Raw genomic sequence first — 19,247 nt, 5'->3', positions numbered from 1 at the left:
CACCGTGACCGCGAACAGCCCGCGTGCCTGGCAGGTCGTGCTCGACGCCGTCGAGCTCGACCTGCTCGAGGGCCGGCTCAGCCCAGGCGATCATTTGCCGCCCGAGCGCACCCTCGCGGCCGACATAGGCGTTGGCCGGTCGAGCGTGCGCGAAGCGTTGCGCGTGCTCGAGGTGCTCGGGCTCATTCGTACCGCCGTTGGTTCCGGGCCCTCGGCCGGCGCGATCATCGTCGCGCGCCCCGGCGGCGGCATGTCGGCGCTCATGCGCCTGCAGGTCGCGGCGCAGGGCTTTGCGGTAACCGATGTGGTCAAGACCCGCCTCGTATTGGAGGGGGCGATCGTCGCCGAGTTGGCCGAGGCGTGCCGCACCGGCTCCCCCGACCTGGCGGGCTGCGAGCAGATCCTCACCGCGATGGAAGCCCAGACCCGCACCGAAGCCGAATTCCTCGCCCTCGACGCCCAGTTCCACCTCTCGCTCGCCGAAGCGAACGGCAACCAGGTGATCATGGCGACCATGGCCGGTCTTCGCAGCGCGATCGAGGGGTACGCGCGGGCGGGCGCGGCGGGTCTCGCGAGCTGGCCGGCGACATCCGCGCGCCTCATGCTCGAGCATCGCGGCATTCTCGCCACCATCGTGGCCGGCGAAGCGGATGCCGCCCGCCTCGCCGTGCACGCCCACATCTCGGGGTACTACGCCGAGACCCATCTGCAGGACCACTAGACAAGGACGCCCATGGTTCAACGACGCATCCCCCAGATCAAAGACCTGGCCCCGCTCCTCAAATTCAAGACCCCGGAGCTCAACGCGAAGAAGCGCCGCCTCGCTGCGGCGCTCACGATCAACGACCTGCGCGTCATCGCCAGGAAGCGCACGCCGAAGGCCGCGTTTGACTACACCGAGGGGGCCGCCGAGGCCGAGATCTCAATCGACCGGGCCCGCCAGGCTTTCGAAGACATCGAGTTCCACCCGTCCATTTTGCGCGACGTGTCGACCGTATCGACCGGCTGGAATGTGCTCGGTGCCCAGGTTTCGCAGCCCTTCGGCATCGCGCCCACCGGTTTCACCCGCATGATGCAGACCGAGGGTGAGATTGCCGGGGCGCACGCCGCGGCCAGGGCCGGCATTCCGTTCGCGCTCTCCACCATGGGCACGACCTCGATCGAAGACGTCAAGGCCGCCAACCCGAACGGCCGCAACTGGTTTCAGCTGTATATGTGGAAGGACCGCGACCGCTCGATGGCGCTCGTCGACCGGGCCGCGAAGGCCGGGTACGACACACTGCTCGTGACCGTCGACGTGCCCGTCGCCGGCGCCCGCCTGCGCGACAAGCGCAACGGCTTCTCGATTCCGCCGGCGCTCACCCTCGGTACCGTCGTCAACGCCCTGCCGCGCCCGGAATGGTGGATCAACTTTTTGACCACCGAGCCGCTCTCGTTCGCGAGCCTCGACCGTTGGAGCGGCACCGTCGCCGACCTGCTCGATACGATGTTCGACCCGACCGTCGACTTTGAGGACCTCGCCTGGATCAAGGCGCAGTGGCCAGGCAAGGTCGTCGTCAAGGGTGTGCAGAACATCGAGGACGCCAAGCGCCTCGTCGACCTCGGCGTTGATGGCATCACCCTCTCGAACCACGGCGGTCGTCAGCTCGACCGCGCGCCGATCCCGTTCCACCTGCTGCCGCGGGTCGCCCGCGAGGTCGGAGCACACACCGAGGTGCACCTCGACACGGGCATCATGTCGGGGGCCGATATCGTCGCGTCGATCGCCCTCGGCGCCCGCTTCACCATGATCGGCCGCGCCTACCTCTACGGCCTCATGGCCGGCGGCGAGGCCGGGGTCGACCGCACGATTGCGATTCTGTCGGAGCAGGTGGCCCGCACCATGCGGCTGCTCGGTGTGAACGCGCTCGAGGAACTGAACCCCGGCCACGTGACCCAGCTAGCCCGGCTGGTGCCGGTCGCCGCGCCCCTGGTCACCGCCGCCGAGGCGGTTCCGGTGCGCAGGGCCCCGGTGCGCAAAGCTGCTGCGCCGAAGCAGACGGTCAGCGCATCCGCTGTTGTCACGAGCACGCCGGTGAAGCGTGCGCCGAAGAAGGCGGCTCCGGCAAAGTAGGCGAGATGGCGGCGCCGACGGTTCTGAGTTGCGCCGCCACCCGGTTACGGTCGTTTGACCCGGTGCGCAGCGATGAGTCGTTCCGATTCATCGAGGTCGATGAGTCCCTCGGCGACGCCGATCACGAAATCGAAACCCTCAGCGACGGTGAAATCGTGGGCGAAACCGTTGATCCAGAGAAAAAGCACCATGAGGGTCCAGCCGGTGCGCTTGTTGCCGTCCACCAGCGGATGATTATGCACGAGCGATTCAAGCAGGGCTGCAGCCTTGCGATCGAAGCTCGCGTAGGCATCCGTTCCGAACGTGGACGCGGACGGTCGCGCGAGTGCGGACACCAGCAGGCCGGCATCTCGTGCATGGAATCCGTACCGCCCGGTGACCTGCAGTGCGTCAGCGACCTCCAGGTACTGGGTCACGCGTCTTCGAGGCGCTGCAGCAACCCGGCGTCGTGGCGCAGCACGAATTGCAGGCCGGATTCGATCTCGGTGCGCCGCCAGTAGTGGTCGACAATCAATGTTGCGCCCTGGAGCAGCAATGCGTGCTTCGACACATGTTGCGCCGTCGCGAGTGCCTCAAGCTGGCGGTCGAGTTCCTCCGGGATGCGCACGTTGATGGCCATACCAAAATGGTATCGCTCCACATTCATTGCGACAAGGGGGCCCGTGGGCTGTTCAGGCGACGCGCTCGCGAAAGGCGCGCAGGGCGAGTGCGTCGTCTTCCCAGGCTCCGCCCTCGTGCCCGTTGTAAGGCCAGACCGTGATCTGCTTCGGTCCGGCGTAATTGTTATAGGCCGCGAACACGGTTGACGGCGGGCAGATCGGATCCATCAGCGCCGCCGTCATGGTCACCGGCGCGGTGGCGCGCTTGGCAAAGTTGACGCCGTCGAAGTAGGCCAGTACGTCGTGCACCTGTGCCACCCTCAGCCGATTGGTCGCGAGGTACTGACCGATCTCACGGTACGGCAACGCGTCGGTGATGACGGATGCCCTCGGAAAGTCGCAGAGGAACGGCACGAGCGCAACCACGGCGGCCAGATCGGGCACGAGCCCAGCCACGGCGAGCGCGATACCGCCACCCTGGCTGGTGCCCACGACGCCCACTCGCGCAGAGTCGACATATTCGAGGCTGCGGGCCGCCGCGACGGCGCGCACCGCATCGGTGAACAGCCGACGGTAGTAGTACGTTTCGCGGGAATCGATGCCGCGAGTCAGAAATCCGGGCACCTGGGGTCCGCTGCCCGCATCGTCGCCCGTGTCTCCGGTGCTCCCGCTGAATCCCTGACCGCGCAGGTCCATGTCGAAGTGAGCGTACCCGGCGGATGCCCACAGCAGGTTCTCGAACGCCTGCCCGCGCCCCCGGCCGTAACCGTGGAACTGCACGACGGTCGGCAACGGAGCGCCTGCGCCACGGGGAACGCGCAACCACGCCTTGATCGGCTGCCCGGCGAACCCCGCGAACGTCACGTCGAACACGTCGAGCGTGCTCAGCCCGGAGTCGACCCGCGTGGCGATGACATTGAGCGGATATCTGTCGGCCTCGGCGAGTGTGTCTGCCCAGAACACGTCGAAATCGGCGGGGTCGACTTGACCGCTGCGATAGGTGCGGAGTTCGGCTTCGGGCAGGTCGATGTACATGACTGCCAGCCTAGAGCGCCCGGCCGCCGCGGCCCGGCCGGTCGTCACGCACCGACATTCTCTTTCGGCAGCCCCGCCGCGTGGTCAGGCAGCAGCCGGTGCGGGGCGGTAGCCTACTTTGAGGCGGCGAGGTCGGTGAGCACGAGGCGCAGCTGATCGACGGCCCAGTCCACGTCCTCCGCAGAGACCACGATCGGCGGTGCGAGGCGAATGGTCGAGCCGTGCGTGTCCTTGGCAAGCACGCCGCGGGCGAGAAGCGCCTCACAGACCACCCGGCCTGGGGCGAGCGACGGGTCGATGTCGATTCCGGCCCAGAGCCCCACACCGCGCACGGCGATCACTCCGTGGCCGATCAGCGCGGAGAGCCCCGCGTGCAGGCGCGCGCCCAGCTCGGTCGCGCGCTGCTGGTATTCGCCGGTGGCCAGCATATTCACAACGGCCAGGCCGACGGCCGCGGCGAGCGGGTTGCCGCCGAAGGTCGAGCCGTGCTCGCCCGGGTGCAGCACGCCGAGAATGTCGGTGTTGCCGACCACGGCCGAGACGGGAACAATGCCGCCGCCGAGCGCTTTACCGAGCAGGTAGAGGTCGGGCACGACGCCCACGAGGTCGCAGGCGAAGGTCGAGCCGGTGCGGCCGAGGCCCGACTGAATCTCGTCGGCGATGAACAAGACGTTGTGCCGCGTGCTGATCTCGCGCACCGCGGGCAGGTACGACGGCGGTGGAACGACAATGCCGGCCTCGCCCTGGATGGGCTCAAGCAGCACGGCAACGGTGTTCTCGTCGATTGCAGCTTCGAGCGCTGCAGCATCGCCGTAGGGCACGGTGCGAAAACCGGGCGTGAACGGGCCGAAGTCGGCCCGGGCCGATTCATCGTCGGAGAAGCTGATGATGGTGGTGGTGCGGCCGTGGAAGTTGCCGGCGGCGACGATGATGTTGGCCAGGTCGGGCGCGACGCCCTTGACCCGGTAACCCCAGGCGCGGGCGACCTTGATGCCGGATTCCACCGCTTCGGCGCCGGTGTTCATCGGCAGCACCATGTCTTTTCCGGCGAGTTCGGCGAGCGCGGTCACGAACGGGCCGAGCTGGTCGTTGTAGAAGGCCCGACTGGTCAGGGTGATGCGGCCCAGCTGCGCGCGGGCAGCGTCCAGCAGTACCGGGTTGGAGTGCCCGAAGTTCACGGCGGAGTACGCGGCGAGGCAGTCCAGGTAGCGGTGACCGGCGACATCCGTGACCCAGGCGCCGTCACCGGAGGCAACGACGACCTCGAGCGGGTGGTAGTTGTGCGCGGCGTGCGCGCTTTCCTGCATGATCAGGGCAGCGGCCGCCGGCGAAACGGTTGCGGCGGCTACGGCCTGCGCGGCGGTCAGGTTCGTGGTCATTGCGTGCTCCTTGAGATCAATGTTCGCGGTGTTGATCGGCGCGGTGTTGACAGTCGCGGTGTCATCGGCGCAGCTCGAGCGTGCAGCACTTGACGCCGCCGCCACCCAGCAGCAGCTCGGACAGGTCGACGCCGATCGGGTTGTAGCCGCGGGCGCGCAGCTGGCGTTCGAAGTCCTTGGCGCGGGCCGCGATGACGACGTTGTAGCCGTCGGAGTAGGAGTTGAGGCCCAAAATGGCGGCGTCTTCCTCGGTGACGATGACCGCGTCGGGGTAACGTTCCTGCAAAATAGCCAAGCTTGGCACGTCGAAGGCGCTCGGCAGGTAGGCGATGTTGGTGTCGTCGAGCACGGCGACGGCGGTGTCGAGGTGGTAGAAGCTCGGGTTGACCAGGCGCAGCGTGATCACCGGGCGGCCGGCGATGTTCGAGAGTTCGGCGTGGCTGTTTGAGTCGCTGCGAAAGCCGGTGCCGGCCAGGATGACGTCGCCGACCAGCAGAAAGTCGCCCTCGCCCTCGTTGGTCTCGACCGGTACGCGCACGTCGAAGCCGTTGGCGCCAAACCAGTCCATGTAGGCGGGGCCCTCGGGCTGGCGCTCGACATGGGTGAATTTAGCGCCGTAGGCCTGGTTGTCGATCACGAAGCCACCGTTGGCCGCGTAGACCATGTCGGGCAGGCCGTCGATGGGGTCGATCAGGTGTACGTCGAAGCCGAGGCCGACGTAGGTGTCGTGGAGAGTCTGCCACTGCTTGACGGCGAGCGAGGTGTCGGTGGGCAGGGCCGGGTCCATCCAGGGGTTGATGCGGTAGACCACGGTGAAAAACTGCGGCTTGCACATGAGAACGGTGCGCTTGGTGGCGGTGCGCACGGGGATGGCCGGTTCTTCGGCGAGAACGGGGGTGGCTTGATCGATCGACATGGGGCTCCTTCGGGGATCCGCAGGCCTTCGACCGACGGAACTCTGGGTGGGTGGCGGACCAGGTCGCTCACGAGAGCCCGGAACGATCGAGTTGTGATCGGTCCGGGACGCCTCTCTCAGTCTCACACAGCATGAATCAATGTTTTACGCTGATCTGCGCAAGAAATCTTCGAGATTCCCGGCTTGAACGCAATTTTGCGTAGGGCATCCCCCTAGACTCGGCCCATGGACAACCTCGACCACAGCATTCTCGATCTGCTGCGACAGAATGCGCGCGCCGGCTATGGCGACATCGGTTCGGTAGTGGGGCTGTCGGCATCCGCGGTCAAGCGTCGCGTTGATCGACTGGTGGCCGACAAGGTCATTCGCAGCTTCACCATCCAGGTCGATCCGGCCGTTGACGGCATGAGCACGGAAGCCTATGTCGAGCTGTTCTGCCGGGGCACCGTGGCGCCCGACGAATTACTGCGCATTCTCGCGGGCGTGCCCGAGGTCGTCGATGCGGGAACCGTCACCGGCAGCGCCGACGCCATGGTGCACATTCGCGCCCGCGACATTCCGGGTCTGGAGGCGGCGCTCGAAAAGGTGCGCCTCGCTCCCAACGTCGATCACACCCGCAGTGCGATCGTGCTCTCCCGCCTGATCCACCGCTCGATCGAGTAGCGCGGTGTTCTACTCGGCCAGCGGCTTTTGGCGTACCGGGGAGACCAGGTGTAGCAGGGTGACCGCGGCGATCGACCCGGCGCAGAGAAGTCCTGCGAGCACGACGATCTGAAATCGGCCGGCCTCCAGCGGCGAAGCTCCGCCGAAGATCGCGCCCACGAACGCGCCAGGCAGCGTGACCAGCCCCGTGGTCTTGGTCTGGTCTGTCGACGGAATGATGGCGAAATAGACGGCCCGTCGCGCTAGTTCGCGGGTGGACTGCCTCGGTGTGGCCCCGAGCGCGAGCCAGCCCTCGACCTCATCCCAGTGGTCGCCGACGGCCTCGGAGAACCGGCGGCCGCTGAGCGTCGCGATCGACATGGCATTGCCGATGACGATGCCGCCGATGGCGAGCACGTAGCGCGGTGAGAATTCGATCGCCCCGGTCGTGAAAACAATGGTGAGCGTGACCACGACACCGAGCCCCATCGCCGCAGCCACGCGAACCAGGTGCGCACGAGTGAAGCCGATCCGGCGAGTGACAGTGCCGACAGCTGCCGAGAACATGACGAGCAGCCCGACGCCGACCCAGAGCGGATCGTTGATGATTCCACTGAGAACAAGGCTGATCGCGGCCAGCTGCAGGGTGCCGCGCAACAGGGCGAGCGCCGGGGCGAACGGATGCTGGGTTTGATAGAGGCGCAACACCGTCACGACGACCGCCAGCAGCAGCACGACCCCGACCAGGGTGGGAAGCAGATCGGCCAGCTCGTCGGGGAGGTCGGCCGGAAAGGTCATGGCTCGAGCCTACCCAGCGACCGGACGCAAGCGCGCCCGACGCCGGCCCGCAATAAGATACCCCGGGAACGTACCGTTGGTACGAGGTTGCAGCATCCGTTGTAGCGAGGCAAAATTACCCATAACGTTGAACGGAGGGTCCCATGCCCGCTTCATTTCTTGCCATTGATCCCGAGTCGGGTACGCCGCCGTTCGAGCAGTTGCGCAGCCAGGTGATTGCGGCCGTGCGCTCCGGCGAGTTGGCCCACGACGCCCGCTTGCCGACCGTACGGGCCCTGGCCGCCGAGCTGGGCCTGGCCACGAACACGGTCGCGCGCGCTTATCGCGAGCTGGAACGAGACAGCGTGATAGAAACGCGTGGGCGGTTCGGATCATTCATCGCTCCCAACGGCGATGCGGCCGATCGCAACGCGCAGACGGCGGCCGATGCCTTCGCGTTGCGCATCGAGCAACTCGGCGTGAGCCCGGCCGCGGCGCTCGCCCTCGTTACCGACGCCCTGGACCGCCGTTCCGACGCCTGACCATCGGCCTTGCGCCGCGGATTTTGTATTGCTACTCTGGTACAATATATATACAAAAGGGAGGTTTTGTGGATACGGTCGTACTGATCCTGGCAGCGCTAGTCTTAGTGGGTCTCGGCATCCGGTTGATCCATAACGCACGTACCGAACCGCGCAGGCGGATGCTGCAGGCCTACTCCCGGCAGGTCGGGCTCGCGTTGGTTCCCGAGATCGTTCCCGAGCTGTCTGGCCGGATCTATCGCCGCGAACGCTCGGGGGTCGTCGGGTCGATGGTGGGGCTCGTTCTGAGCGTGGCGGCGCTCGTCGTGACGGACGGCAGCAAGAACCCGTGGAACGGGCTTCTGGTCGTTGTCGCGATGACGGTCGGGTCGACGGTCGCCCTCATCGGCAACGATTCCCGCTCGGCGTTCGCCCCTGTGGCCGAGGCGCCGCGACTAGCGCGCAGCGACTCTCCCGGGCTGGCTGACTACGTCACCCCGCTGGACCGCACGTTCTCACTGGGCCTGCTGGCCCTCGCCACCCTGAGCTATATCGCCGTGCTTGGGGTCATCGCCATCAACCCGGATCGGGTGTTCGATGATGTCCTGGTGCGCACGATTCTCTGGCCGTCTGGACTGGTGCTGGCGCTGGCAACCGCTGCGAGCCTGGTGACCTGGGCGGCGGCGAACGCTCTGCTAGGGCGCGGCCAACCGGCCAGCACGTACATTCAACTTGCCTGGAGTGACGCTTTTCGCAGCACCACCCTGCGCAGCCTCGTCGCGATCCCCGGGATCATCGCCGCCGTGAGCTCCTGCGTGCTGTTCCTCTCCTTGAGCGAGGCCATCAACCTGCCGGCGCCCGGCTCGATCGGCGCGATTCTGGTCGGTTCGTTCACGATCATGGGCCCGGTGCTCATCGTCGTGCTGGCCAGCTGGAGCCTTACGAGCACGCGCAATCGCAGCACGACGCACTTTCTGCGCCGGCTGTGGCCCGAGACGGCCGTCGAACTCGATCGTCGCCGCGCAAGCGGCGCCGCCGCCGGGAACGATCAGCGCGGCGATCAGCCCGACGATCAGCCCGGCGATCAGCGCGGCGATCAGCCCAATCAGGGCAACCGAACGAAGACTCCGGCATGATGCTGCTGGTCGATCCGCGCTCGGCGACCCCGCCGTACGAACAGCTACGGGTGCAGGTGCTCGCCGCGGTGCGCTCGGGCGATCTGGCCCCCGGTGACAAGCTGCCAACGGTGCGCAAGCTTGCCGAAGATTTGGGGCTCGCCGCCAACACTGTCGCCCGCGCCTACCGCGAGCTCGAGCGTGACGAGGTCATCGAAACGCGCGGCCGCAACGGATCCTTCATCGCAGCGAGCGGGAATGCCGCCCAGCAACAGGTGCAGGCTGCCGCCGTCGCATTCGCCGGCAAGGCGCGACAGCTCGGCGTGTTGCCCGAGGAAGCGCTCGCGTTTGCGCGCGCTGCCCTCGGCATCCGTTCGTAACGACAAGGAGGCGGGCGAGTCCCGGACCTCGTGTGCACGGGGTCCGCACCGTTCGGGGCCCGGGCCCCGACCACATCGGGGCTACGGTGCGGGGCGGTAGTGGGCGGCGAGACGCTCGAAGCCCTCGTCGAGGGACACCGCGGGGGTCCAGTTCAGGTCGGCGCGGGTGCGCCGCTGGTCGAACCAGTGAGCGGTCGAGAGCTGCTCGGCCAAAAACCGGGTCATCGGCGGCTCATCCGCTCCCGGGCGACGCCGCCAGATTGCCTCGATGAGCGCGCCAGCCCCGCGGGCAACGGGTGCCGGCACCCGCCAGGCCGGAGCGGCCACGTTGGCTGCACCGCAGATTCCGGCCAGCAGTTCAGCGACCGGGCGCGGTTCACCGTTGGTGACCACGTAGGACTGCCCGTGCACCCGGTCAGCCGCGTCGAGCGCCGCGTGAATGGCAGAGGCCGCATTGTCCACGTAGGTCGTGTCGATCAGCGCCGCGCCGTGGCCGAGCAGCGGCAGCCGTCCCGAGCGGGCGCGGTCAACAATGCGATCGATGAGCTGGGTATCGCCGGGGCCCCAGACCAGGTGCGGACGCACGGCGACCACGCTGAACTCGGGAGCATCCGCGGCGAGCGCGAGCAGTTCGGCCCGAGCCTTGCTGCGGGCATAGTCGCCGCGGGCGTGATCCGGCGACGCTGGCAGGGCGTCCGCGCCCATGATCGAGCTGCCGGCGTGGGCCACCGACGGCGAGGAGACGTAGACGAAACGGGCGACGCGGGCATCCTGGGAAGCTTGCAGAACGGTGCGGGTACCCCCGACGTTCACCGCCTCGAACGCGGCCGGGTCGCCGGTGAGCGACACTTTCGCCGCGAGGTGCACGACCGCGTGCATACCGCTCACGGCGTAGGCGAGGCCGGCATAGGGGGTGTCGGCGGGCGTCGTGATCGAGCCATGCACGTCTTCGACGCCGGGCACACCCGATGGCCGCCGCTGAAAGGTGCGCACCGTGTGCCCGGCCGCGCTGAGGCGGGCAGCGACGGCACGGCCGAGGAATCCGCTGGCGCCCGTGACCAGCACCCTCATGATTGTGCTCTCATGGCTTGACCCAGCGACCGCCCGAGAGGATGCCGGTGGCCCAGCGCGACAACCGGCGGCGGTCGATCTTGGAATTGTGCCGGATGTCGGTCGGAAGGCCCGGCACCACGAACACGGCGGCGACCGGAGACCCGACCGCGGCGCGCACGGCGGTGGCGAGCCGCTCGGAAGCGCGGTGCACCCGGCGGGCCGGCGGCACAGTTTCAATCACGGCGACCTGCTGCTGGGTGCCGAGCGGGCCGACGCCAACGAAAGCGGCGCGGGCAACGCCGGGCAGCGTTTCGATGCGCTGCTCCGGGCCGACCGGGGTGACCACGCCGTCGGCCGTCACGATGACGTGCGGCAGGCGACCCTCCACCCAGAGGCGCCCGGCGCGGTCGAGGTGCCCGACATCGCCGGTGCGATGCCAGCGCTCGCCCGGCACGGCGCCACGCCGCGAGGCCCGCTCGGTGAGCCAGAGCCGGTCGTAGTGATCCTTGACGTGCGGCGCTGATACGACGATCTCGCCGGTCACGTCGGGCTCCTCCGACAGTTCACCAACGGATGCCCCGCTCGGGTCGAGCGCGCTGATGCGGATGCGGGTGGTCGCGGTCGCCTCCCCGACGCAGACGCCCCCGGCCGGGTTCATGGTTGCGGCCGCACGCGGCGGTGACGCTGCGGGAATCTGCGTGCCGGTATCCGCTGTCGGCGGCGTGGCAACGCTCGCTGCCGCGGCCCGGATGCCCTCGAGCGTGATGTCGGCCATGAGCAGGCCCTCGGTCATGCCGTATGGCGTGTGCGCAGTGGCAGCGGGCATGAGTGCCGCGGCCTGACCGAGCAACGTCGCGGAGATGGGCGCGCCGGCCGAGAGGAAACGCCGCACCCCGGCCAGGGCCGTGTGGTCGGCGCGCGTGAGCGCCCCTGCCGTCGCGACGACGTTCACGAGGGCGGCGGGTGAGAGAAAGACGACCGTTGCGTCGATGGCGCCGACGGCGGCCGCGACCGCGGTGGCGGTGAGGGTTTTGGGGGCGGTGACGTCCATGTCGGGGGTGACCGAGCGGGCGCCGAGGGCCGGGCCGAGCAGCGCGAAGGGGGCGAAGCCGGCGACGAGGCCGGTGCCGACACCAACGCCGTACTGCAGAAAGAGGGCACGGCTCACGGCCGACAGCTGGCCGTGCGTGTAGACGACGCCCTTGGCCGGGCCGGTCGACCCGGAAGTGAACAACACGGCGGCCGTGTCGCTCGGAGCGGGCTCGGGCGGGAGCTCGTCGCCGGCTGCGAGTCGGGCCTGGCCCAACCGGATCAGCTCCGCGAGGGTGTGTTCGACGCCGAGCAGCCGCGCCATCGGAGCCGGGTAGCGGGCGGTGGAGATCGTGCGCCCCGGCCAGCCGAGCGCTCGGGCGGCCATGAGCCCGGGAGCGGCGCCGATGATGAAGTCGGGGCGGGCGCCGCGCACCGCGCGAGTGAGGCCGGCCAGGCCGAGGCCGGCATCCGCTACGACGACGATCGCACCGATGCGCACGCAGGCGTAGAGCACCGCGGTGAGGTCGGCGCTCGGCGGTACGAGAAGCGACACCCGGTCGCCGTGCCGAACACCGATGTGCCCGAGTCCGGCCGCGATCTGCCGCACGCGCCGTGACAGCAGCCGCCAGCTCACGGTGCGGGGGGCCGGCTGCATGTCGACGAGGGCGGTCTCGTCCGAGTCGCGCAGCTCGTCGAGGTAGTGCCAGAGCGGATGCGTCCCATCGACACCCCACGCGGCCTCCGAACCCGACACGGAGGCCTGGGCGCGCTCAGGAATCGCGGACTGCACGGCCGGCTCCGGGGCGTCGGCGTCGGCGACAGAACTTTCGGTCGGGACGATGTCGCCCAGCCAGAGCAGCGCGGCGGCGGCGTAGTCCGCGTCTTCGGCGAGCAGGTGTCCCGCGCCCTCGAACCGGTGCACGCGGGCGTGCGGCATCCGTTCGACCAGGTCGTCGAGGTATCGATCGCTGAAGATGGGATCGCGCGGACCCCAGAGCAGCAGCGTCGGCACCGCAAGGGCGCGCACTGCCTCGGCGATGCGGTCGAGTTCGAACCGGCTCTCGTGGGCGAGCGCAACCGGGATGTCGGCGACGAAGCCGCCGATCCCTCCGCGGCGGGCGCTCGTCAAATAGGGTGCGCAGTAGCCGCGTTTCACTTCGGCCGACAGGGGCGGATGCGCGAGCGCGAGCGTTGTGGCGAGGAAAGCGGGCGTGGCCACGGTCGCCGGGCTGAGTATGCCGCGCCCGAGCGCGAGCCGAAGCGGCGCGGGAATCGAATCTCCCGCACTCTGGTGCACCGCCGTGTTGAGGAGCATGACGCCGGCCAGCAGCTCGGGATGGTCGACGGCCCAGCCGAGCGAGACCACGCCGCCCCAATCGTGGCCGAGCGTGATGACCGGGCCGGCCAGTTCGAGCGCGTCGGTGAGGTCGCCGAGGTCGTGCACGCGGCGAGCGAGCGGGCGCGCGGCGCGGCGGCCGGTCGCGGCAATGGAATCGGTTCGGGCCGAGAAGCCCATGTCGAGCTGGTCGACGGCGACCACGCGCCAGGCCGGCGCGCCCGACGCCGCGGCCTTCGTAGCCGAAGCAAGCAGACCGCGCCAGAGGTAGGACCAGGTGGGGTTGCCGTGCACACACAGAATTGTGCCGACCGGAAGCACGCCGAGCGCGTCGAGCTGTGGGCCGTTGTCGAGCAGGTGCCAACCGTGGGTCACGCCGCCGGCCGTACCGCTCTCCGCGACGTCGATCAGACGCGACCACCCAGGGTTCAGCCCAGACAGGCCCGTCGGCGGCAGCACGGCCGGGGCCGCGGTGGCGATGGGCAGGCGACGGGGTCCCACCATCACCAAACGAGTTCCATCATGGCAGTGTTCAGGCCGGACCCGACGCCCATGAGCAGCACCCGGTTGCCCGGTTGCAGCGTCGACGCCTCCTGGGCGAGTGTGATCGGAATCGACGCCGGGCCGACGTTGCCGAGGGTGGGAAAGGTCAGCGGAATCTTGGTCTTGTCCATGCCCGTGGCCTTGACGATGGCGTTGGTGTGCACGCTCGAGACCTGGTGCAGGATATAACGATCCATGTTGGACCAGCTCCAGTCCCGTTTGGCTTCGGTCCAGGCCGAAACGACGAGTTCCATACCGCCCTTGAGCAGCGCTTTCGCGTCGGTGAACATGCCGTCGACACTACCGACGCACAGGTCGTTGAACTGGGTTGCCGCGCGGGTGACGCCGCCGAGGATGCGGTGTCCACCCGGGTGGGCATCCGCCGGGCCGAGCACGGCCGCGGCAGCGCCGGAGCCGAGGGTGAGGCTCGCGAACTCGCTCATGAAGTCTTTGCGTTTGATGCCCGGGCGGCCGAGGCGCTCGATCGTGTTGGACTGAATCTCGTCGGCGTCTTCACCGTCGATGATCACCGCGTACTTGATCTGCCCGGAGTCGATGAGCTGGGCAGCAAGGGTCATGCCGTTCACGAAGCCCAGGCAGGCGTTCGCGATGTCGAAGTTGATCGCCGACGAGGGCAGGCCGAGGCCGTGATGAATACGCACAGCCACCGAGGGTTCGAGGTGTTTGCGGGTCACCGAGGTGTTGATGAGCAGGCCCACGTCGCTGGGCCGAATACCAGCCTCGCGCAGGGCGATCTTGCCGGCCTTGACGGCGGCGTCATCGAAGGTCTCGTGCGGGCCCCAGTTGCGGCGCTCGTAGACGCCGGCCACCCGCTGCAGCAAGCCGGTGGGCAGTTTGAGGCGCGTCAGCACGGGCTCGAGGCGGCGGTCGATTTCTTCGGACGTCGTAATGAGGGGTGCCATGAGGCTGCTGACCGACAACAAAGCCACGTTTCGGTGCGTCGTCGTCGCATTTCCGTTCACGCGTGGGCCCCTGTCGAATTGTGGACAGCGGTAATCATACGTCCCCTCTGAGTTTGCCCCACGAAACTGTATGTAAACCGCACGTGGCCTGTGCGCCCCTCGGGGCACACAGGCCGAACGGCTCAGACCACACCCTCGGAGAGCGTGCTCGGGTTGCCGAACCGGTGCGCGGTGATCGAGATGGCCTGTTCGCGCAGGAACGGCAGCACCTCGATGCGACCGGCCTGGGTGACCGCGTTGGAATACACGGCGATGTCCGGGCTGCCGGCCAGCGCCTCGGCGAGAGCGGATGCCGCCTCCCGCGCTCCCAGCACCGGGTCGCTGCCGATGAGACGAACGCGGCTGGCGGTGATGCCACCGGAGCGGGCCCGGGCAAGCCACTCCTCGTCGCTCTCGACCACCACCACGATCTCGCGCTCGGCGAGGATGTTGCGCACGGCGGGCGGCACCGGAATGGTGCTCGACACGTCGTAGCGCGATGTCGACAGAGTTGCCGCGGCGATCACGCGCAGCAGCTGGGCGAGCGTGCCCGTCTCGGTCAGGCGCACCGTGACCGGCAGCGCGCGGTAGCGGAACAGGTTGCGCTCCACACCGAGACCGGTCGCATCACGCACGACGTTGAATTCCTCGCGCCAGGCGAGGGCATCGCTCACGGCCGAGCGGCGCAGCACGTCGAAGTCGGCGTAGTCGAGAAAAGGCTGGCTGGCCTCGATGATGTCGGTGACCCGCTCTTCGAGCCCACGTAGGTGCAGCGTCGAGCTGTTGCGACCCGGTTCGTTGACCCAGCTGCCGAGGCCGAGGAGGTAGTTCGGTCCGCCAGCCTTGGTGCCGGCACCCACCGCGGAGCGCTTCCACCCGCCGAACGGTTGGCGCTGCACGATGGCGCCGGTGATGCCACGGTTGACGTAGAGGTTGCCCGCTTCGACAGAGTCGACCCAGAGGGCCAGTTCGTCGGCGTCGAGCGAGTGCAGCCCGGTGGTCAGGCCATAGTCGACGGCGTTCTGAAAGCGGATGGCTTCTTCCAGATTGCGCGCGTGCATCACACCGAGCACCGGGCCGAAGAACTCGGTGAGGTGAAAATAGGATCCGGGAGTGACGCCGGTGCGAATGCCGGGGGACCAGAGCTTGCCGGTCTCGTCGAGCTGTTTGGGCTCGACCAACCATTCCTCTTCGGCGCCCAGGGTGGTCAGCGCGTGCAACAGCTTGCCGTCGGCCGGCGACATGATCGGGCCCATCTGCGTGACCGGGTCACTCGCCGGACCCACCTTGATCGACGTCGCGGCGTCGACGAGCTGTCCGAGGAACCGCTCGGACTTCGCGACCGAGCCGACCAGGATAACGAGGCTGGCGGCCGAGCATTTCTGGCCGGCGTGCCCGAAGGCGCTCTTGATGACGTCGGCGGCTGCCAGGTCGAAGTCGGCAGAGGGCGTGACGATGATGGCGTTCTTGCCGCTCGTTTCGGCGAGCAGCGGCAGGTCGTGGCGGAACGAACGGAACAGCTCGGCCGTTTCGTAGCCGCCGGTAAGAATGACCCGGTTGACGGCGGGGTGCGCGACGAGCTTGGCCCCGAGGTCACGGCCAGGCAAGGTGACCAGCGCGAGCAGTTCGCGCGGAATACCGGCTTCCCAGAGGGCTTCGACGACAACGGCACCGGTGCGCTGGGCAAGCGCGGCGGGCTTGATGACCACGCCGGCGCCGGAGGCGAGGGCTGCGAGTACGCCACCGGCCGGGATGGCGGTCGGGAAGTTCCACGGCGGGGTGACCACGATGAGCTTCGACGGCACAAAGATGGCGCCCTGCACGCGATCGAGGTCCTTGGCACGTTCGGCGTAGTAGTGGGCGAAGTCCACGGCCTCACTCACCTCGGCGTCACCCTCGGTGATGGTCTTGCCGCACTCGCTCACCATGACCTCGATCAGACGGTCGCGGTTGGCGGCGAGCGCGAGCCCGGCGCGGTGCAGCACGGCAGCGCGTTCGGCACCGGTTTTCTGCCCCCAGGCGGCGCCGGCGGTCAACACGCCGTCGATGATCGTGTTCAGAGCTGCCTCGTCGGGCACGACGGCGGCGAGGGTGGTGTCCGTGCCGAGCGTTGACGCGTCGGCCCGTGCCAGTATGCTGCGGCCCCAGGCCCGGTTGGCGGGCAGCGACGGGTCGGTGTCCGGCTCGTTGTGGAACGCGGAGTGGGTGGGCACAGAGCCTCGGGTGATGCCGAGCAAGGCGCTGGTCAGTTGCGGGTCGGCGTCGGTGGCGATCTCGGACGCTTGGCTGTGGGCATCCGGCTGGGCTGCGGCGAGCCGGTCCCTGTCGTAGCTGCTGGAGCGGTCCTGCACACGGTTGGGGGTGGGCACCCGGTCATCGAGCGCGTCGAGGGAGGCCTGAAAACGGGCCTTCTCCCGGTTGAACAACTCGGGGTTGCTGGTCAGCTCGAACACGGCCGACATGAAGTTTTCCTGGCTCGCATTCTCTTCGAGCCGGCGAATGAGGTAGCTGATGGCCACGTCGAACTGGGAGGGGTCGACGACGGGCGTGTAGAGCAGCAGCTGCCCGACGTCCCGGCGCACAGCCTGGGCCTGGCCGGTGGCCATGCCGAGCAGCATTTCGAACTCAACCCGGTCACCCACGCCACGGGCAATACTGAGCAGGTGCGCCCACGCCACGTCGAACAGGTTGTGGCCGGCGATGCCGAGCTTGACGGCGTCGGTGTTCTGCGGGGTGAGCGCCCAGTTGAGCACCCGTTTGTAGTTGGTATCGCTGTCCTGCTTCGTATCGAAGGTTGCGAGCGGCCAGTCGTGCACGGCCGCGTCGACGTGCTCCATGGCGAGGTTGGCGCCCTTGACCAGGCGCACCTTGATCGGGGCTCCCCCGGCCGCGCGGCGTTTCTGGGCCCAGTGGGTGAGGCCTTGGATGGCGCTCAGGGCGTCCGGCAGGTAGGCCTGCAGCACGATGCCGGCTTCGAGCTGGGCGAGCTTCGGGTGATCGAGCAGTCCCTCGAACACCGCGATGGTGAGGTCGAGGTCGCGGTACTCTTCCATGTCAAGGTTGATGAACTTCGGGGTAGCGGATGCCGCAGCGAACTCATACAGCGGCGTCAATCGCTCAATCACCCGGGCGACGGTCTCGTCGAAGGCCCACATCGACAGTTGGCTGGCGATCGACGACACCTTGATCGAGACGTAGTCCACGTCGGGGCGTTCGAGGATGCGTTTGGTGCCTTCGAGGCGTTCGAGCGCTTCCTTCTCGCCGAGCACTGATTCGCCGAGCAGGTTGATGTTGAGGCGGTTGCCGCCCTCCTTCAAGTGCACCAGAGCGGGCCCGAGCTTGTCGGGGGTGGCGTCGACGACGAGGTGACCGACCATTTGGCGCAGCACAGTGCGGGCCGCAGGAATGACGACCCAGGGCAGTACCGGTCCGAGGATTCCGCCCAGGCCGATAGCCGCGCGCATGTGCGGTGGCAGAAAGCCGGGCGCCTTCCTGGCGACCTTTTGCAGGCTGTAACCGGCGACCATCTTGTCTTCCGGGCGCATGACGCCGTCAACGAAGCCGACCGTGAAGTCCAGGCCGTTCGGGTCCTTGAGCACGCCGGCGAGCCGCTCGGCCGCGGCATCCGCTGGAATCGTGGCGCTTTCGTCGAGCCATTTTTTCACGAGCGCGACGACCTCCGTACTGAAATCCTCGTTGGCCGGGCGGGTGGAGGCGTTGGTCATGGTCACGAGACTAGTCTTTCGTTCGCGGATGGGGTGCTCTGGTCCTTCAAGTCTGGATCCACCCTATATTTAGTAAAAGCAATTGTTTATGCATAATATTCATTAGAATTTCTAATGATTTGGTTTGCGTAGGGCGATGGGTGTCGGGGACGGCGAATGCTGGATGTCAGACGGTTACGGCTGCTACGTGAGCTGAAGATTCGCGGCACCCTCGCGGGGGTCGCCGAGGCCCTCGCTTACAGTCCCTCCGCGGTGTCGCAGCAGCTCGCGCTGCTCGAAAAAGAGGCCGGCGTCGTACTGCTCAAGAAGGTGGGTCGGCGGGTGCAGCTCACCCCGCAGGCGGAGATTCTGGTCGAGCACACCACCCACCTGCTCGAGCGCCTCGAGCTCGCCGAGGCCGACCTGCGGGCGAGCACCACGACGGTGTCCGGCACCGTGCGGGTGGCCGTGTTCCAGTCCGCGGCCCTCGCCGTGATTCCGCGCGCCCTCACCTTTCTCACCGATGACTTTCCGGCGCTGCGGGTCGAGGTGACCGAGCGGGAGCCCGAGCGTGGCCTGTTCGAGGTGGCCGCGCGTGACTTCGACCTTGTGCTCGCCGAGCAGTATCCCGGTCACACCCGCGCCCATTGGCCCGACCTCGACCGGGTCAATCTGGCCACGGATGCCCTGCGCCTCGCGGTACCACCCGAGAAATCCACACGCGTGCATGCGGCGACACTCGAGGAGACCGCCGAGCTGCCCTGGGTGATGGAGCCGGTGGGCACCGCGTCCCGCCAGTGGGCCACGCAGCTCTGCCGTTCGGCCGGGTTCGAACCCGACGTTCGGTTTGAAACCGCCGACCTGATCGCGCATATCCGCTTGATTGAATCGGGCAATGCGGTGGGTATTCTGCCTGACCTGGTCTGGGCCGGTCGCATGCCGGCCGTGCAGCTGCACGATCTGCCCGGCACCCCGCACCGCACCCTGTTCTCGGCCGCTCGCCGATCGAGCGCGCAGCGCCCGGGCGTGGTCGCGGTGCGCGGCGCGCTCGACCGGGCGGTGAGCAAGGTGGCCAAGCCCACCGAATCCGACCCGCTCGAGCCGCCGCGCCCGTTCGAGCCGCTGGCCCCGGTATAGCCG

Annotated in this window: 17 protein-coding genes; 7 read left to right on the top strand and 10 right to left on the bottom strand. The window is 68.1% G+C overall.

Features of this window, described 5'->3' with window-relative positions; translation table 11 throughout:
• The first annotated feature begins 4 nt into the window (after window positions 1-4).
• Window positions 5-721, top strand: coding sequence for a FadR/GntR family transcriptional regulator (locus E3N85_RS01920; protein WP_134458803.1), 717 nt, complete (start codon window positions 5-7; stop codon window positions 719-721).
• Window positions 722-733: 12 nt separating this feature from the next.
• Window positions 734-2,113, top strand: coding sequence for an alpha-hydroxy acid oxidase (locus E3N85_RS01915; protein WP_134458801.1), 1,380 nt, complete (start codon window positions 734-736; stop codon window positions 2,111-2,113).
• 44 nt (window positions 2,114-2,157) lie between these two features.
• Here E3N85_RS01915 and E3N85_RS01910 read toward each other — a convergent pair whose 3' ends face one another.
• The 5 genes from E3N85_RS01910 to ddaH form a co-directional block, all read right to left on the bottom strand.
• Window positions 2,158-2,529: a type II toxin-antitoxin system death-on-curing family toxin gene (locus E3N85_RS01910; RefSeq protein ID WP_134458799.1), complete on the bottom strand. Its 372-nt coding sequence runs from the start codon at window positions 2,527-2,529 to the stop codon at window positions 2,158-2,160.
• Entirely contained in the window at window positions 2,526-2,732 is a 207-nt protein-coding gene (locus tag E3N85_RS01905) for a toxin-antitoxin system HicB family antitoxin (protein WP_241978250.1), read from the bottom strand. The genes E3N85_RS01910 and E3N85_RS01905 overlap by 4 nt, the downstream gene beginning before the upstream one ends.
• Window positions 2,733-2,784: 52 nt before the next feature.
• The gene (locus tag E3N85_RS01900; RefSeq protein WP_134458797.1) at window positions 2,785-3,747 is read right to left on the bottom strand and encodes an alpha/beta fold hydrolase; all 963 of its coding nucleotides are present in this window, start codon (window positions 3,745-3,747) and stop codon (window positions 2,785-2,787) included.
• Between the two features lie 113 nt (window positions 3,748-3,860).
• Entirely contained in the window at window positions 3,861-5,126 is a 1,266-nt protein-coding gene (rocD, locus tag E3N85_RS01895; protein ID WP_134458795.1) for an ornithine--oxo-acid transaminase, read from the bottom strand.
• A gap of 61 nt (window positions 5,127-5,187) precedes the next feature.
• Window positions 5,188-6,042 (bottom strand): dimethylargininase, encoded by an 855-nt coding sequence (ddaH, locus tag E3N85_RS01890; protein ID WP_134458793.1) that lies wholly within the window; start codon window positions 6,040-6,042, stop codon window positions 5,188-5,190.
• Between the two features lie 225 nt (window positions 6,043-6,267).
• On the opposite strand from ddaH, the gene E3N85_RS01885 reads away from it, so the two are divergent.
• Window positions 6,268-6,705 carry an Lrp/AsnC family transcriptional regulator gene (locus E3N85_RS01885; protein WP_134344929.1) on the top strand — a complete coding sequence of 146 codons (438 nt, stop codon included), beginning with the start codon at window positions 6,268-6,270 and terminating at the stop codon, window positions 6,703-6,705.
• A gap of 9 nt (window positions 6,706-6,714) precedes the next feature.
• Here the strand turns inward: E3N85_RS01885 and E3N85_RS01880 are convergent, their stop codons facing one another.
• Entirely contained in the window at window positions 6,715-7,482 is a 768-nt protein-coding gene (locus tag E3N85_RS01880) for an ABC transporter permease (RefSeq protein WP_134458791.1), read from the bottom strand.
• Between the two features lie 143 nt (window positions 7,483-7,625).
• On the opposite strand from E3N85_RS01880, the gene E3N85_RS01875 reads away from it, so the two are divergent.
• The 3 genes from E3N85_RS01875 to E3N85_RS01865 all read left to right on the top strand — a co-directional run bounded on the left by E3N85_RS01875 (window position 7,626) and on the right by E3N85_RS01865 (window position 9,477).
• Window positions 7,626-8,003: a GntR family transcriptional regulator gene (locus E3N85_RS01875; RefSeq protein ID WP_134458789.1), complete on the top strand. Its 378-nt coding sequence runs from the start codon at window positions 7,626-7,628 to the stop codon at window positions 8,001-8,003.
• A gap of 68 nt (window positions 8,004-8,071) precedes the next feature.
• Complete coding sequence (locus tag E3N85_RS01870; protein WP_134458787.1) at window positions 8,072-9,118, top strand: hypothetical protein; 1,047 nt, start codon at window positions 8,072-8,074, stop codon at window positions 9,116-9,118.
• Window positions 9,115-9,477 carry a GntR family transcriptional regulator gene (locus E3N85_RS01865; RefSeq protein ID WP_338145350.1) on the top strand — a complete coding sequence of 121 codons (363 nt, stop codon included), beginning with the start codon at window positions 9,115-9,117 and terminating at the stop codon, window positions 9,475-9,477. The genes E3N85_RS01870 and E3N85_RS01865 overlap by 4 nt, the downstream gene beginning before the upstream one ends.
• Before the next feature lie 81 nt (window positions 9,478-9,558).
• Here E3N85_RS01865 and E3N85_RS01860 read toward each other — a convergent pair whose 3' ends face one another.
• The 4 genes from E3N85_RS01860 to E3N85_RS01845 all read right to left on the bottom strand — a co-directional run bounded on the left by E3N85_RS01860 (window position 9,559) and on the right by E3N85_RS01845 (window position 18,128).
• Window positions 9,559-10,548, bottom strand: coding sequence for an NAD(P)-dependent oxidoreductase (locus E3N85_RS01860; RefSeq protein WP_134458785.1), 990 nt, complete (start codon window positions 10,546-10,548; stop codon window positions 9,559-9,561).
• 10 nt (window positions 10,549-10,558) lie between these two features.
• Window positions 10,559-13,402 carry an alpha/beta fold hydrolase gene (locus E3N85_RS01855; protein WP_134458905.1) on the bottom strand — a complete coding sequence of 948 codons (2,844 nt, stop codon included), beginning with the start codon at window positions 13,400-13,402 and terminating at the stop codon, window positions 10,559-10,561.
• Window positions 13,402-14,364, bottom strand: a complete 963-nt coding sequence (locus tag E3N85_RS01850; RefSeq protein WP_241978249.1) for a 3-oxoacyl-ACP synthase III — start codon at window positions 14,362-14,364, stop codon at window positions 13,402-13,404. The genes E3N85_RS01855 and E3N85_RS01850 overlap by 1 nt, the downstream gene beginning before the upstream one ends.
• A gap of 182 nt (window positions 14,365-14,546) precedes the next feature.
• Entirely contained in the window at window positions 14,547-18,128 is a 3,582-nt protein-coding gene (locus tag E3N85_RS01845) for a bifunctional proline dehydrogenase/L-glutamate gamma-semialdehyde dehydrogenase (RefSeq protein WP_134458781.1), read from the bottom strand.
• Between the two features lie 156 nt (window positions 18,129-18,284).
• Between E3N85_RS01845 and E3N85_RS01840 the strand changes: the two genes are divergently transcribed.
• Entirely contained in the window at window positions 18,285-19,244 is a 960-nt protein-coding gene (locus E3N85_RS01840) for a LysR family transcriptional regulator (protein ID WP_134458779.1), read from the top strand.
• The last annotated feature ends 3 nt before the right edge of the window (window positions 19,245-19,247 follow it).

Source organism: Cryobacterium sp. Hz9, from assembly GCF_004402825.1.
Taxonomy (GTDB): domain Bacteria; phylum Actinomycetota; class Actinomycetes; order Actinomycetales; family Microbacteriaceae; genus Cryobacterium; species Cryobacterium gelidum.
The sequence above is the reverse complement of the archived record's forward strand: the minus strand, read 5'-3'. Positions and strand labels throughout refer to the sequence as shown.

Bases quoted from the DNA above. Each gene is read 5' to 3' on its own strand.
- E3N85_RS01915 (WP_134458801.1), top strand. From the start codon at position 734: ATGGTTCAACGACGCATCCCCCAGATCAAAGACCTGGCCCCGCTCCTC.
- E3N85_RS01905 (WP_241978250.1), bottom strand. From the start codon at position 2,732: ATGGCCATCAACGTGCGCATCCCGGAGGAACTCGACCGCCAGCTTGAG.
- E3N85_RS01900 (WP_134458797.1), bottom strand. From the start codon at position 3,747: ATGTACATCGACCTGCCCGAAGCCGAACTCCGCACCTATCGCAGCGGT.
- rocD (WP_134458795.1), bottom strand. From the start codon at position 5,126: ATGACCACGAACCTGACCGCCGCGCAGGCCGTAGCCGCCGCAACCGTT.
- ddaH (WP_134458793.1), bottom strand. From the start codon at position 6,042: ATGTCGATCGATCAAGCCACCCCCGTTCTCGCCGAAGAACCGGCCATC.
- E3N85_RS01885 (WP_134344929.1), top strand. From the start codon at position 6,268: ATGGACAACCTCGACCACAGCATTCTCGATCTGCTGCGACAGAATGCG.
- E3N85_RS01880 (WP_134458791.1), bottom strand. From the start codon at position 7,482: ATGACCTTTCCGGCCGACCTCCCCGACGAGCTGGCCGATCTGCTTCCC.
- E3N85_RS01875 (WP_134458789.1), top strand. From the start codon at position 7,626: ATGCCCGCTTCATTTCTTGCCATTGATCCCGAGTCGGGTACGCCGCCG.
- E3N85_RS01865 (WP_338145350.1), top strand. From the start codon at position 9,115: ATGATGCTGCTGGTCGATCCGCGCTCGGCGACCCCGCCGTACGAACAG.
- E3N85_RS01860 (WP_134458785.1), bottom strand. From the start codon at position 10,548: ATGAGGGTGCTGGTCACGGGCGCCAGCGGATTCCTCGGCCGTGCCGTC.
- E3N85_RS01855 (WP_134458905.1), bottom strand. From the start codon at position 13,402: ATGGTGGGACCCCGTCGCCTGCCCATCGCCACCGCGGCCCCGGCCGTG.
- E3N85_RS01850 (WP_241978249.1), bottom strand. From the start codon at position 14,364: ATGGCACCCCTCATTACGACGTCCGAAGAAATCGACCGCCGCCTCGAG.
- E3N85_RS01845 (WP_134458781.1), bottom strand. From the start codon at position 18,128: ATGACCAACGCCTCCACCCGCCCGGCCAACGAGGATTTCAGTACGGAG.
- E3N85_RS01840 (WP_134458779.1), top strand. From the start codon at position 18,285: ATGCTGGATGTCAGACGGTTACGGCTGCTACGTGAGCTGAAGATTCGC.